The organism is Paracoccus methylarcula (genome assembly GCF_003007735.2).
GTDB classification, from domain to species: domain Bacteria; phylum Pseudomonadota; class Alphaproteobacteria; order Rhodobacterales; family Rhodobacteraceae; genus Paracoccus; species Paracoccus methylarcula.
Window position 1 is genome coordinate 507,500 of the sequence record NZ_PXNQ02000001.1, and the last position, 14,501, is coordinate 522,000.

Genomic DNA, 14,501 nt, shown 5'->3' on the forward strand with positions numbered 1-14,501 from the left:
GCCTATTCCTCTGCCCGTTTTGCCCCGTCGGCGATCGCCGAACGCAGTTTCTTTTCCAGCGAAAGCCGCTTGGACTCGCTGTGCAGCTTCAGCCCGAACATGTCCTTGACGTAGAAACTGTCAACCACCTGCGCGCCATAGGTGGCGATCACGGCGCTCACGATCTGGATATGATTGGCGGCAAGCGTCCGGGTCAGGTCATAGAGCAGGCCCGGACGGTCGCGGGTATCGACCTCGATGATCGTGTAGATGTCGCTGCCCTCGTTGTCGAAGGTGACATGGGTGGGAAAGCGAAATTCGCGGTTGCGCTTCTTGGGCTTGTCGCGGGTGGCGAAAGCCTCTCGCGCGACGATCTCGCCCTTGAGCGTGCGCAGGATGGTCTGGCGCAGCCGGGGCAGGCGGTCTTCGGCGAAGGGATGGCCCTCGGCGTCCTGTATCCAGAACACCGCCGTGGCATAGCCGTCGCGCGTCGTGTAGGTGCGCGCGTCCACGACATTCGCCCCCATCAGCGTCAGCGCCCCGCACAGCCGCGAGAAGATGCCCGGATGATCGGCCAGCACGAAGGCCGTGCGCGTCGCGTCGCGGTCGGTGTCGGGATGCAGGTCGATGCGGATCTCGTCATGGCCGATCCGGTGCAGAAGCTGGGCGAAGACCGCCTGTGTCTCGGTCGGCAATCCGGGCCAGTAGGCGTCGTAATGGCGCGAGATCTCGGAGCGGATCTCCCTGGCTTCCCAACCCTTGGCGATCAGCAGGTGGCGCAGGGAGCGTTTCGCCTCGTTCTGGCGCTTGTCGCGGTTCAGTTCTTCCAGCCCGTTATCCAGGGCGGCGGCGGTTTCCTGGTGCAGCTTGCGCAGCAGAACCGCCTTCCAGTTGTTCCATGTGTTCGGGCCGACACCGCGGATGTCGCAGGTTGTCAGAACCAGCAACAGGTCCAGCCGCTTGCGGGTTTTCACCGCCTTGGCGAAATCGCGCAGGGTGCGGGGATCCGAGATGTCGCGCTTTTGCGCCACGTCCGACATCAGCAGGTGATTGCGCACCAGCCATTCCACCGTCTCGACATCCTCGGGAGAAAAACCGAAGCGGGTCGCGATGCGGCGGGCGATGCGGGCGCCGAGGATCGAGTGATCCTCGGGCCGGCCCTTGCCGATATCGTGCAGCAAGGTGGCCAGGTAGAGGACGCGCCGGTTGATGCCCTCGTTGATGATCTCGCTGGATAGGGGCAGATCCTCGGGGTGTTCGCCCCGTTCGATCTCGGCCAGGGCGGCCACGCATTGGATGGAATGCTCGTCCACCGTGTAATGGTGATACAGGTTGAACTGCATCATCGCCACGACCGGCTCGAATTCCGGGATGAAGGCGGCCAGCACGCCAAGCTCGTTCATCCGGCGCAGCGAGCGTTCGGGATTGCCGTGCCTGAGCAGCAGATCCATGAAGATGCGGATCGCCTCGGGATCCGATCGGACCTGGTCGTCGATCAGGTCGAGATTAGCGGCGACAAGACGCATGGCGTCGGGATGGATCAGGATGCCGGTGCGCAGCGCCTCTTCGAACAGGCGCAGGATGTTCAGCGGGTCCTGGACGAACGCTGCCTCGTCCTGGATCGCCAGCCGGCCATGCTGATCGACAAAGCCCGCCTTCAGCTTGCGCCGCCTGCGGAAGAGGCGGCCGAGGAACGGGGCGCTGCGGACATGGCGGGCTTCGAGTTCGGTCAGGAAGACCCGGGTCAGCTCGCCGACACGGGTGGCGTGGCGGAAGTAGTCCTGCATGAAATATTCGACCCCGCGCCGGGCGGCATTGTCGGCATAGCCCATGCGTTTCGCCACCTCGACCTGCATGTCGAAGGACAGCACGTCCACCGGCCGTCCCGCGATCAGGTGCAGATGGCAGCGCACGGCCCAGAGGAAATCCTCGGCCTGCCAGAAGGCGAGATGCTCGTCGCGGGTGAAGACGCCCAGGTCGACCAGTTCCACGGCGCGATCGACATGGTGGATATATTTCGCGATCCAGTAGAGCGTCTGCAGGTCTCGCAGCCCGCCCTTGCCCTCCTTGACATTGGGTTCCAGCACATAGCGCTGACCGCCCTGGCGTTGATGGCGCGCGGCGCGCTCCTCCAGCTTGGCCTCGACGAATTCGGGGATGGTCTTCTCGAACAGTTCGGACCACAACCGGGTGCCGAGCTCCTGCGCGAGCGGGGCGTGGCCGGTGACGAGCCGATGCTCCACCAGCGAGGTCCGGATGGTCATGTCGCCCGTGCCAAGGCGCAGGCAGTCATCGACGGTGCGGATCGAATGGCCGATCTTCAGCTTCAGGTCCCACAGCATGTAGAGCATGGATTCGACCACGCTCTCTGCCCAAGGGGTGATCTTGTAGGGCGTCAGGAACAGCAGGTCGACATCGGATGCCGGGGCCATCTCGGCCCGCCCGTATCCTCCGACGGCCAGAACCGCCAGCCGCTCGGCATCCGAAGGGGAGCGCAGCGGATGCAGGTGGGTCGTGGCGACGTGATGGATCGCGGTGACGATGCCGTCGGTCAGCATGGCGATGGCACGGACGGACTCGCGGGCGGCGCGCGGATGACCGAGGAAGCCCGCCTCGATATCGGCCATCGCGGCGGCGCGCGCTTCGGCGAGCGCCGCAACCGTCGCGCTCCGGATGTTGCGCGGCTGGTCCAGGCCCGACAATTCGGCGTCCAGTCGGGGCAGGAAATTGCCGGGTTCGAATATGGCATGCGCCCCGGGCAATGCCGGGGCGCTTTGCACGACGGTATCGGTGGATGCGTCGCTCAAGGTCAGAAGCCGAAGCCGCCGAAGCCGCGCGGGGCCGGGTCGAGGACGACCATCTGGTTGTTGCGGATCGTGGCCACGGCCAGTCCTCGTTCGGCGGTGCGGTCGGGCCGCAGCCGGAAGACTCCGCCCACCCCTGCGAAGCCGGAACGCTGGGTCAGCCCGCTGGTGGTCAGGGCGTTGCGCTTGCCGGCACGAACCTGAGAGGCGATCGCCGCGATGCTGTCATAGGCCAGGGGGGCCAGCGCGTGTGGTGCTTCGCCATAGGCGGCCTGGTAGCGGGCGTTGAATTGCTGAGCGAGCCGCTGGTCGGGGATCGCGAACCAGCCGTTCTGCAACTGCTGCAATGTCATGCGCGAGCGGGGTTCGTCCCAACGGGTCAGCCCCATGAACTGGGTGACCTGCGAGGTGACGCCCGCAGCGGCCAGTTTCTCGGTCAGATAGGGCAGGACGGCCTGATGATTGGCGGTCATGAATATCGCATCCACCTGGCCCGATTTCGCTGCCGCGGTGATCTGCGGGGCGACGGAGTCGATGCCGGTGATCGAGACCGGGTGATTGCTGCGCCCGGCCAGCCTTGCGCCCTTGCGGGCGATGGCGGCCTCGATGGCACGGCCGCCGATCTGGCCCGCCACGTCGTCCTCGGCCACGACATAGACGTTGCGCTTGCCCTGGCGGACGCCATATCCGACCAATCGATCGGCGATATTGGCGAAATTGGTGCCCATCACGAAGACATTGCCACCCGCCACCTCGGTATTGTTGGAAAATGACAATACGTTGATATTGCGGGGCATCATGGCTGCGCCGACGGCATTCGCCGCCTCGGCGTAAAGCGGCCCGACGATGATCTGGGCCCCGGCATCGGCGGCGGCATTCGCCCGCGCGACGGCCTGCTGGGTATTTCCGCCCGTGTCGTAGATGGCGAGGTCGATGCTTGCCCCCTGCGCGTCGGAGGCGGCCATGCGGGCGGCGTTCTTCAGGCTGCGCGCCAGTGTCTCGATATTGGGGTTTCCGGTGCCGCCGGGCACCAGCAAGGCCACCTTGACCGGCTGGCCGGGGTCGATCATCTGGCCGGCCTCGGGTCCGACCGAGGTGACATTGCCTCCGCCCGTCGGCTCACAGGCGGCGATGACGAAGGCGGACAGGACTGCCCCGGCACGCAATGCCAGACGGCGGAACGGATTCGGTCCCCGGCTTGTGATAATTGCGAACATATGAAATTTCCCTGCTGTAATGTAGGTATCGGCGGATCACGGGCAGCAGCCTATGTCCATCGCCCGCGATTGGCAATCAGGCGAAGGGTCCGAAAGCGGCAAAAGGAGATGCCCGTGAGCGAAAGGCCAGCACCCCGAAATACAGGCGGCCGTGCCACCCCGGACGAGCCGGCGCGCCGACTTTCGGCGCATGTCGAGGCGGTGGCGCTGGAGCCCGGCCTCCACCTGGTTGCCACCCCGATCGGTGCGGCGCGGGACATCACCCTGCATGCGCTGGACGTTCTGAACTCGGCGGAGCTGCTGGCGGCCGAGGATACAAGGGTGATGCGCCACCTGATGGATATCCATGGAGTGCCCCTGCGCGGGCGCCGGATCATGGCCTATCACGACCATAACGCCGACCGGCAGCGCCCGGCGATCCTGGCTGCGCTGCGCGAGGGGCGCAGCGTGGCTTATGCATCCGACGCCGGCACGCCGCTGGTCGCCGATCCCGGTTATCGGCTGGCGCGCGACGCGGCCGCACAGGGGAGCCGGGTGCATGCGGTTCCCGGCCCGTCCGCTGCACTCGCGGCTCTGAGCCTGTCGGGCCTGCCGAGCGATCGGTTCCTGTTCGCCGGATTTCCGCCCGCGACCAAGGCTGCCCGCGCGACATGGCTGCGGCAATGGGCGTTGATCGATGCGACGGTGATCCTTTTCGAAAGCCCGAGGCGGGTTAACCAGACAGTGGAAGAGTTGTTCGAAATCGAGGCGAATCGAATTATCGTCGTGGCCCGGGAACTGACGAAGAAATTCGAAGAGGTGATTCGGGGAACGGCGGCAGAACTGGTGGCCGATCCGCGTATGCAAAGCCTGAAGGGCGAGGTGGTTCTGGTGCTGGATCGTCCTGCTCCGGCTGTCGTCGATGAGGATCAGCTTCGGTCTGCCCTGCAGGAAAGATTGCGCAGCATGACGGTCAAGGATGCCGCGCGCGAGGTGGCGCTTGATCTGGGGCTTCGCAGAAGGGATGTGTATCAGACCGCTCTCGCGCTTGCCGGGCGGGGTGCAGGCGATGAGGATTGAGGCGACGCTTTGCCTTTGAGGAGAATGGTTCGCAATGGGTTATCAACCACGGTTTTTCGAAGATCAGACCCATGTCGATGTCGGGCGCGCCACCCCGCGAGTGCGGCGGAACTCCGGCGGGCGGGCAAGGCGGGGCGCGGTCGCGGCGATCTCGGGCCTGCTCGCGGAGGAGCGGGTGGAAGCTCAATACGAGGCTCAGGGATATCAGGTGCTTGCGCGGCGTTGGCGGGGCAAGGCGGGAGAGATCGATCTGGTCTGTGAGCACGGCGGCGCCCTGATCTTTGTCGAGGTGAAATCCGCCCCCAGCCATGCACAGGCGGCGGAGCGGCTGTTGCGCAGGCAGATGGACCGCATCTGCATGGCTGCCTGCGAGTTTTGCGGGGATCGTCCCGCGGGGCTGCTGAGCGAGATGCGCTTCGATGCGGCGTTGGTGGATGGCCTGGGGCGGGTCCAGGTGATCGAGAACGCTTTTGGCGGCTAATGCCGGGCCACTTGCATCCGCCCGTTCCTCGGGCGACAAGCGAGCGACGAATTTCAGGAGGGCGGGATGAGCCTTTACGTCGCATTGCAGATGGACCCGATCGAGGCTGTTGACATCAACGGTGACAGCACCTTCCGCATCGGGTTGGAGGCTGAAGCACGCGGGCACCGGTTGTTCCAGTATACGGTCGATCAGCTTCGCTATGACGAGGGGCGCGTTATCGCGCGGGGCCGTCCGGTCACGTTGCGGCGCATTGAAGGCGATCATGTGACTTTCGGTGATTGGGCCGAGGTCGAACTGACCGAATTCGACGTTGTCTGGCTCCGGCAGGATCCGCCTTTCGACATGGGATATGTGACCTCGACCCATCTGCTGGATCGGGTGCATCCTGGAACGCTGGTCGTCAATGATCCGTTCTGGGTGCGCAACTGCCCCGAAAAGCTGATGGTTCTGGATTTCCCGGATTTGACCCCACCGACCATGATCGCTCGCGACCTGTCCGATTTCCGGCGGTTTCGCGAGCGTCACGGAGAGATCATCGTCAAGCCGCTTTACGGCAATGGCGGGGCCGGCGTGTTCCATCTTCGTCCCGGCGATCCCAACCTTTCCGCCCTGCTCGAGACCTTTGCCGGGATCAACCGGGAGCCGATGATCGCGCAGAAGTACCTGCCGGCGGTCGCGCGCGGCGACAAGCGGATCATCCTGGTCGATGGAGAGCCCGTCGGGGCGATAAACCGCGTTCCGCAAGAGGGTGAGGCGCGTTCGAACATGCATGTCGGAGGGCGGGCGGAGAAGATCGACCTGACCGGGAGGGAGCGCGAGATTTGCCGGCGAATCGGGCCGGTGCTGCGCGAGAAGGGGCTGATCTTCACCGGTATCGATGTCATCGACGGCTGGTTGACAGAGATCAATGTCACTTCTCCGACCGGGATCCAGGAGCTGGAACGTTTCGATGGCATCAACGCGGCGGCGTTGATATGGGAGGCGATCGAGAAACGGGCCTCGGGGCAGGGGCCGTCCTAGCGACGCGGCCATTGCCGTTCCGGTGGCCCTTGAAGGTATTTCCACAAAGAAGAATCGGCGGTTCAGCCGCCCGTGATGAAGGGCAGGCGATAGCTTATGGCTTCGGCCAGATGCGGCGCCCGGACATTTTCGGCACCATCGAGATCGGCAATCGTGCGGGCTGTACGCAGAATGCGATGATAGCCTCGGGCTGTCAGCCCGAGGCGTTCGGAGGCCCTGGCGATCAGGTCTCGGCCCTCGCTGTCGGGGCTGGCGATGTCGTCCAGAAGCGCACCAGAGGCTTCGGCATTGACATGCAGGCGGGGGTGGTCCCGGAAACGATGCGCTTGAACCGCACGCGCGGCCGCGATCCGGGAGGCGATCTTGTCCGAGCTTTCGCCATCGGCGGTCAATTCGAGATCGTGGAAGCTGACTGCAGGGATCTCGAGGCGCAGGTCGAATCGATCCATGAGCGGCCCGGAAATCTTGCCCATGTAATCGGCACCGCAATTCGGCGCGCGTGAGCAAGCCCGTGCCGCATCCGCCAGATATCCGCAGCGGCACGGATTGGCGGCGGCGATCAGCAGGAAGCGGCATGGATAGCGGATATGGGCATTGGCCCGGGCGACGGTGACTTCGCCCGTCTCGATGGGTTGGCGCAGGGTTTCCAGCACTTGCCGGGGGAATTCGGGGAACTCGTCCATGAACAGCACGCCGTTATGGGCGAGGCTGATCTCGCCCGGCTTGGCGCCCCGCCCGCCTCCGACGATCGCGGCCATCGAGGCGGTGTGATGGGGTTCGCGGAATGGCGTGAGCCGCGAGATACCACCATCCTTCAGCAATCCGGCCAGGGAGTGGATCATCGAGGTTTCCAGCGCCTCGATCGGGCTGAGTGGTGGCATCAGGCCGGGCAATCGCGCCGCCAGCATGGATTTTCCTGCACCTGGCGGTCCGACCATCAGCATATGATGGCGTCCCGCGGCGGCGATCTCGAGGGCACGTTTCGCGCGTTCCTGGCCCTTGACCTCCGACAGGCAGCCTGCCGCCGGGATGTCGCCGATCGTGCCGGGGATGGCGCGGGCCATCGGGCGGCGGTCGGTCAGGTGATCGACCGCGTCGCGCAGCGTGGCAGGGGCGAAGACGGGAACCGTCTCGACCCATGCCGCCTCGGCGCCGCAGGGGCGGGGGCAGATCAGGGCACGGTCGTCCTCGGCGGCAGTCATGGCGGCGGGCAGGGCGCCGGCGACCGGCACCAGCCTTCCGTCCAGCGCCAGTTCCCCAAGACAGACGCAGCGGCCCAGTTCCTCGACCGGGATGATCTCGAGCGCGGCAAGGATCGCCAATGCGATGGGCAGGTCGAAATGCGATCCCTCTTTCGGCATGTCGGCGGGAGACAGGTTCACCGTCAGCCGCTTGCTGGGCAGGGCAATCGACAGCGCACCGAACGCCGCCCTGACCCGTTCGCGCGCCTCGCTGACGGCCTTGTTGGGCAGGCCCACGATGGCAAAGCCCGGCAACCCGGCCGCAACCGAGCATTGCACCTCGACCAGGCGCGCCTCGATCCCTTCGAAGGCGACCGAATAGGCGATTGCGACCATCATGACCCCGTCTGCGTTTATCGGGAACATGAACGCTCCCGGCTAAGAACAGGTTAATCGGCGGGTTTTCTTGCGGGTTGCGGGTTGCATCGCTATCTGTCGGACAGAACCTGGGGGTGAAATGAACGGCAAGCGTATCCTTCTGATCATCGGCGGCGGTATCGCGGCCTACAAGCTGCCGCTGTTGATTCGGCTGATCCGGGCCGAGGGCATGGCAGTGACGCCCGTGCTGACGCGGGCGGGGGCCGAGTTCACAACGGCGATGACCCTTTCGGTGCTGGCCGGAGAGGCGGCGCATGAAGGGTTGTTCGAGATCTCGACCGAAGCCGAGATCGGGCATATCCAGCTTTCCCGCAATGCCGATCTGGTGGTGGTCGCGCCCGCGACGGCCGATCTGATGGCCAAGATGGCACAGGGGCTGGCCGACGATCTTGCCTCGACATTGCTGCTGGCCACCGACAAGCGGGTGCTGATCGCGCCCGCGATGAATGTGCGGATGTGGAACCACCCGGCCACGCAGCGCAACTTGGCCGTTTTGCGCGATGACGGTATCCTGACCGTCGGCCCGGACGAGGGTGACATGGCCTGCGGCGAGTTCGGACCGGGCCGGATGGCCGAGCCCGAGGCGATCATGGCGGCGATCCGCGAGGCGCTGGATGCTCCGCTGAAGTTACAGCCGGAAGCGCGGACGATGCCGGGACCACTCCTGGGGCGGCATGTGGTGGTGACGTCCGGGCCGACGCATGAGCCGATCGACCCGGTACGCTATATCGCCAACCGCTCTTCGGGAGCGCAGGGGGCGGCGATTGCGGCGGCACTGCGTGATCTGGGCGCGAAGGTCAGTTTCGTCACCGGCCCGGCGAGTGTTCCGCCGCCCGATGGCGTCGATGTCATCCGGGTCGAGACGGCCCGGCAGATGCGCGATGCCGTCGAGGCCGCGCTGCCCGCCGATGTTGCCGTCATGGCGGCGGCGGTAGCAGATTGGCGCGTCACCAACGCGGTGGAAAGGAAGATCAAGAAGGACGGTTCGGGCAATCCTCCGGCGCTGGAGATGGTCGAGAACCCCGATATCCTGGCCTGGATCAGCCAGTTGGAGCGGCGCCGGCCCGCGCTGGTCGTGGGGTTCGCGGCGGAAACCCATGACGTGGTCGAGAACGCCACCGCCAAGCGCAAGCGCAAGGGCTGCGACTGGATCGTTGCCAATGATGTCAGCCCTGCGACCGGGATCATGGGCGGGCAGGAGAACGCGGTCACCCTGATTCGCCCCGATGGTGTCGAGGCATGGCCGCGCATGGGCAAGGACGAGGTCGCCCGGCGGCTGGCCGAAGCCATCGCGGATGCACTTTGATGAGCCGCGTCTATCTTGACTGGAACGCCACCACACCGCTGCGCCCCGAGGCGCGGGCGGCGATGGTCGAGGCGATGGATGTCGCGGGGAATCCCTCTTCGGTTCATGCCGAGGGGCGTGCGGCCAAGATGGCGATGGAGCGGGCCCGCGAACGCATTGCCGCCGCCCTTGGGGCCGAGGGGGCGGATGTCGTGTTCACCTCTGGCGCGACCGAGGCGGCGGCGATGGTGCTGGCCGGGTGCGGCATGGCCTGCGCTCCGGTCGAGCATGATGCGGTCAAGGCATGGTGCGAGACATCCCTGCCGGTCGATCGCGACGGTGCCGTGACCATTGCCGATCCGGGCCGTTCCGCCCTGCAGCTTGCCAATAGCGAAACCGGCGTGATCCAGGATCTGCCCGAGGGGCTGGCGGTCAGCGACCTGACCCAGGGTTTCGGAAAAATCCCCTTTGCCTTCAACTGGCTGGGCGTGACAGCGGGATTCGTCAGTGCGCATAAACTGGGTGGCCCGAAGGGGATCGGGGCGCTGATCCTGAAGAAGGGCACCGATATCCTCGCACGGATTCGCGGCGGCGGACAGGAACAGGGCCGCCGCGCGGGAACCGAGAACCTGATCGGCATCGCGGGTTTCGCCGCCGCCGCCGAGGCCGCGCAGAGCGATCTGGAAGCCGGGCTGTGGGAAGAGGTTGCCGCCCGCCGCGATGCGCTGGAGGCGCGATTGGCCGCTGTGGCGCCGGAAACCATTTTTGTCGGAAAAGCCTGCAAACGCTTGCCGAACACCATTTGCCTTCTTACATCGGGGTGGAAGGGTGAAACGCAGGTCATGCAGATGGATCTTGCGGGCTTTGCCGTGTCGGCAGGTTCGGCCTGCTCGTCGGGCAAGATCCGGACCAGTGGTACGCTTCAGGCAATGGGTTATGACGACGCGCAGGCGCAGTCCGCGATCCGGATCTCGATAAGTCCGGCTTTGGACGAGGATCAGATGAACCGATTTGCGGATGCGTGGGAATCCGCGTATTCACGCTGGCGCGACAGGAATGGGTAGCTGCCGCTTGCTCCGAGGAAGGACAAGAGATGACCGAGACCACCGATCTTGACGTTCGCGAAGGGGTAGACCGCGAAACGGTCGAGACTGTCCAGAACATGGGCAGTTACAAATATGGCTGGGATACCGAGATCGAGATGGACTACGCTCCCAAGGGGCTGAACGAGGATATCGTCCGCCTGATCTCGGAAAAGAACGAGGAACCGGAATGGATGACCGAGTGGCGGTTGGAAGCCTATCGCCGCTGGCTGACCATGAAGGAACCGGAATGGGCGATGCTGCACTATCCCAAGATCGACTACCAGGACCAGTATTACTACGCCCGCCCGAAAAGCATGGAGCAAAAGCCCAAATCGCTGGACGAGGTCGATCCCAAGCTGTTGGCCACCTATGAAAAGCTGGGCATCCCGCTGAAGGAACAGATGATCCTGGCCGGTGTCGAGGGCGCGGGCGACGCGCCTGCCGAGGGCCGCAAGGTCGCCGTCGACGCGGTTTTCGATTCGGTCAGCGTGGGCACCACCTTCAAGGACGAATTGGCAAGGGCCGGCGTGATCTTCTGCTCGATCTCCGAGGCGATTCGCGAGCATCCCGAACTGGTGAAGAAATATCTCGGCTCGGTCGTGCCGCAATCGGACAATTACTTTGCCACGCTGAATTCTGCGGTCTTTTCCGACGGCTCTTTCGTCTATGTGCCGCCCGGCGTGCGCTGCCCGATGGAGCTGAGCACCTATTTCCGCATCAATGCCGAGAATACCGGCCAGTTCGAGCGGACGCTGATCATCGCCGACAAGGGCTCTTATGTCAGCTACCTGGAAGGCTGCACCGCGCCCAAGCGCGACACCCATCAGCTGCACGCGGCGGTGGTCGAGATCGTCGTGCTGGAAGATGCCGAGGTGAAATATTCCACCGTTCAGAACTGGTATCCCGGCGACGAGGAAGGCCGCGGCGGTGTCTACAACTTCGTCACCAAGCGCGCCGATTGCCGCGAGGCACGGGCCAAGGTGATGTGGACGCAGGTTGAGACCGGCTCCGCGATCACCTGGAAATACCCGTCCTGCATCCTGCGCGGCGACGAGAGCCAGGGCGAGTTCTATTCCATCGCCATCGCCAACAACTACCAGCAGGCCGATACCGGCACCAAGATGGTGCATCTGGGCAAGAATACCCGTTCGCGGATCGTCTCCAAGGGGATTTCGGCGGGGCAGGCGCAGAATACCTATCGGGGTCTGGTCAGCATGCATCCGCGCGCCACGAACAGCCGCAACTATACGCAATGCGACAGCCTGTTAATCGGCGATAAATGCGGCGCGCATACGGTGCCTTATATCGAAGTCAAGAACACCAGCAGCCGCGTGGAGCATGAGGCAACGACCAGCAAGGTCGATGACGACCAGTTGTTCTATTGCCGCTCTCGCGGGATGGACGAGGAAGAGGCCGTCGCCCTGGTGGTCAACGGTTTCTGCCGCGAGGTCCTGCAGGCGCTGCCGATGGAATTCGCCATGGAGGCGCAGTCGCTGGTGGCCATTTCGCTGGAGGGCAGCGTCGGATGATCGTCACGACCACGCAGAATATCGAAGGCCACAAGATCACCGCCTATCATGGCGTGGTGACCGGCGAGACGATCATCGGGGCCAATGTGTTCCGCGATGTCTTTGCCGGGATCCGCGATATCGTCGGTGGCCGCTCGGGCGCCTACGAGACCGCGCTGGCCGAGGCGCGACTGACGGCGCTTGCCGAGATGCAGGATTACGCAACAACCCTGGGCGCCAATGCCGTGGTCGGGGTCGATCTCGATTACGAGGTCATCAACAACATGCTGATGGTGTCGGCCTCCGGCACCGCCGTCACCATCGACTGAGGTAAGAAAATGCTGAAGATCAACAATCTCCATGTGAAACTCGAGGAAGAGGACAAGCAAATCCTCAAGGGTCTCTCGCTGGAGGTGCCCGCCGGTCAGGTCCATGCGATCATGGGGCCGAACGGCTCTGGCAAATCGACGCTCTCCTATGTGCTCTCGGGCCGCGACGGCTACGAGGTGACCGAGGGTGGGGCGACCATGGATGGCGAGGACCTGCTGGAGATGGAGCCCGAGGAACGGGCTGCCGCCGGCCTGTTCCTTGCCTTCCAATACCCGGTCGAGATCCCCGGCGTCGGCAACATGACCTTCCTGCGCACCGCCGTGAACGCGCAGCGCAAGGCACGCGGGCAGGAGGAAATCTCCTCGGGCGAATTTCTCAAGGTGATCCGGGCGAAGGCAGCAGAGTTGCAGATCGACGCGGATATGCTCAAGCGCCCGGTCAATGTGGGCTTCTCTGGCGGCGAAAAGAAGCGCAACGAGATCCTGCAGATGGCCATGCTGGAGCCGCGCATGTGCATCATGGACGAGACCGACTCGGGCCTTGACGTGGACGCGATGCGGCTGGTGGCCGATGGGGTGAACGCGCTGCGCTCGCCCGACCGCAGTTTCCTGGTCATCACCCATTACCAGCGCCTGCTGAACCATATTCAGCCGGATGTCGTGCATATCATGTCGAATGGCCGGATCGTGAAGACCGGCGGCCCGGACCTGGCCTTGCAGGTCGAGGACGAGGGCTATGGCGACCTGTTGGCGGAGGCCGGCTGATGTCCGAAGCCGCAGTTCAGACCAAAGACGTGACGCCGCAGGTCAGCGGTGCGCCCAAGGCGGTCGATGCGCTTCAGGCGCGGCTGGATGCGTTGTCCCTTCCCGGGGGCGGCTTCACCGCGAGCGCCCGCGCCGATGCGCTGGCGCGCCTGCGCGAGATGGGGCTGCCGGGCCCGCGCGACGAATATTGGCGCTATACCGATCCTCGGCCCTTCAACGCGCCCGTTCCGCAGCCCATCCCGATCGAAGCGCGGGAACCGGATTCGCCGCTGTTTCTGGATCTGCCGCGCCTGACGCTGGTTTTCGTGGATGGTGCCTTCGATGCGGCGGAGTCGGATGACCTGTCGCTGGAAGGGATCGAGATCGACACGCTGGCGCAGGCCGATACCGGTGCGGATCATTGGGCCAAGGGGCTTTACGGCGTGCTTGAGGCTTCCGGGCAAAATCCGGTCAAGCGTCCCTTCGCCGCATTGAACACCGCGGCGGCGCAGGACGGTGTCCTGATCCGTGTGACCGGAAAGCCGTCGCGCCCGGTCCATATTATCCACCGCCGCGCGCGCGAGGATGCCGATGTGACATGGCACCACGTCATCCGCGTTGAGGAGGGAGCGGAACTGACCCTGCTGGAGACCGGCATGGCCGGGGCGCGCTCGAATGGCGTGATCGAGGCTGATCTGGCCAAGGGTGCCAGGCTGCATTACATCGCTGCGAAGCGTGCGGGCCATCAGAAGCTGGGCAATGCGCATCTGTTTGCGCGGGTCGCGGCCGAGGCGCAGCTGAAAAGCTTTGCCTTGTCGGTCAACGGCACGCTGATGCGGCACGAGGCCTTCATCGATATCGTCGGCGACGATGCCGTGGCCCATATCGCGGCGGCGGTGCTGGGCGATGGCAATGTCGGTGCGTTCCACCATGACGACACGGTTTTCGTGACCCACGGGGCGGAGCGCTGCGAAAGCCGGCAGGTCTTCAAGAAGGTGCTGAAGAACGGCGCCGAGGGCGTGTTCCAGGGCAAGATCCTCGTCAAGCCAGGCGCGCAGAAGACCGATGGCTACCAGATCAGCCAGGCATTGCTGCTGGACGAACGCAGCCAGTTCCTGGCCAAGCCGGAACTGGAGATCTATGCCGACGACGTGCAATGCTCGCATGGTTCGACCACCGGCGCCCTTGACGAAACCGCGCTGTTCTACCTGCGTTCGCGCGGGGTGCCCAAGGATCGCGCCGTCGTTTTCCTGGTGCTGTCCTTCCTTGCCGACGCGCTGGAAGAGATCGAGGACGAGGTGCTGCGGGGGCAAATCAACGATCGGCTGGAAGCGTGGCTGACCCGGCACGGCAACCAGTGACGCACCG

General features: G+C 64.7%; 12 protein-coding genes. 9 read left to right on the forward strand and 3 right to left on the reverse strand.

From position 1 onward, the window contains the following. Positions 1-2 precede the first annotated feature (2 nt). Complete coding sequence (locus tag A7A09_RS02335) at positions 3-2,759, reverse strand: [protein-PII] uridylyltransferase (RefSeq protein WP_436277774.1); 2,757 nt, start codon at positions 2,757-2,759, stop codon at positions 3-5. Between the two features lie 29 nt (positions 2,760-2,788). Continuing rightward, on the reverse strand, positions 2,789-4,000 hold the full coding sequence (locus tag A7A09_RS02340; protein WP_106689863.1) for a penicillin-binding protein activator: 1,212 nt from the start codon (positions 3,998-4,000) through the stop codon (positions 2,789-2,791). Between the two features lie 201 nt (positions 4,001-4,201). On the opposite strand from A7A09_RS02340, the gene rsmI reads away from it, so the two are divergent. The 3 genes from rsmI to gshB all read left to right on the forward strand — a co-directional run bounded on the left by rsmI (position 4,202) and on the right by gshB (position 6,563). Further along, on the forward strand, positions 4,202-5,059 hold the full coding sequence (gene rsmI / locus A7A09_RS02345) for a 16S rRNA (cytidine(1402)-2'-O)-methyltransferase (RefSeq protein ID WP_245999109.1): 858 nt from the start codon (positions 4,202-4,204) through the stop codon (positions 5,057-5,059). Between the two features lie 100 nt (positions 5,060-5,159). Next, a complete protein-coding gene (locus A7A09_RS02350; protein ID WP_245999110.1) occupies positions 5,160-5,540 on the forward strand; it encodes a YraN family protein in 381 nt (126 codons plus the stop codon). 66 nt (positions 5,541-5,606) lie between these two features. Then, positions 5,607-6,563 carry a glutathione synthase gene (gene gshB / locus A7A09_RS02355; RefSeq protein ID WP_106689866.1) on the forward strand — a complete coding sequence of 319 codons (957 nt, stop codon included), beginning with the start codon at positions 5,607-5,609 and terminating at the stop codon, positions 6,561-6,563. 62 nt (positions 6,564-6,625) lie between these two features. Here the strand turns inward: gshB and A7A09_RS02360 are convergent, their stop codons facing one another. After that, positions 6,626-8,140, reverse strand: coding sequence for a YifB family Mg chelatase-like AAA ATPase (locus A7A09_RS02360; RefSeq protein ID WP_106690047.1), 1,515 nt, complete (start codon positions 8,138-8,140; stop codon positions 6,626-6,628). 121 nt (positions 8,141-8,261) lie between these two features. Between A7A09_RS02360 and coaBC the strand changes: the two genes are divergently transcribed. The 6 genes from coaBC to A7A09_RS02390 are packed head-to-tail and all read left to right on the forward strand — an operon-like array spanning position 8,262 to position 14,494. Then, entirely contained in the window at positions 8,262-9,488 is a 1,227-nt protein-coding gene (gene coaBC / locus A7A09_RS02365) for a bifunctional phosphopantothenoylcysteine decarboxylase/phosphopantothenate--cysteine ligase CoaBC (RefSeq protein ID WP_106689867.1), read from the forward strand. Next, complete coding sequence (locus tag A7A09_RS02370) at positions 9,488-10,531, forward strand: cysteine desulfurase family protein (RefSeq protein ID WP_106689868.1); 1,044 nt, start codon at positions 9,488-9,490, stop codon at positions 10,529-10,531. Before coaBC ends, A7A09_RS02370 begins: the two co-directional genes overlap by 1 nt. A 29-nt stretch (positions 10,532-10,560) precedes the next feature. Next, the gene (sufB, locus tag A7A09_RS02375; RefSeq protein WP_106689869.1) at positions 10,561-12,081 is read left to right on the forward strand and encodes a Fe-S cluster assembly protein SufB; all 1,521 of its coding nucleotides are present in this window, start codon (positions 10,561-10,563) and stop codon (positions 12,079-12,081) included. Further along, positions 12,078-12,389, forward strand: coding sequence for a heavy metal-binding domain-containing protein (locus A7A09_RS02380; RefSeq protein WP_106689870.1), 312 nt, complete (start codon positions 12,078-12,080; stop codon positions 12,387-12,389). Before sufB ends, A7A09_RS02380 begins: the two co-directional genes overlap by 4 nt. A 9-nt stretch (positions 12,390-12,398) precedes the next feature. Further along, positions 12,399-13,154 (forward strand): Fe-S cluster assembly ATPase SufC, encoded by a 756-nt coding sequence (gene sufC / locus A7A09_RS02385; RefSeq protein WP_106689871.1) that lies wholly within the window; start codon positions 12,399-12,401, stop codon positions 13,152-13,154. Next, positions 13,154-14,494 (forward strand): SufB/SufD family protein, encoded by a 1,341-nt coding sequence (locus A7A09_RS02390; RefSeq protein ID WP_106689872.1) that lies wholly within the window; start codon positions 13,154-13,156, stop codon positions 14,492-14,494. Before sufC ends, A7A09_RS02390 begins: the two co-directional genes overlap by 1 nt. Positions 14,495-14,501: the final 7 nt, after the last annotated feature.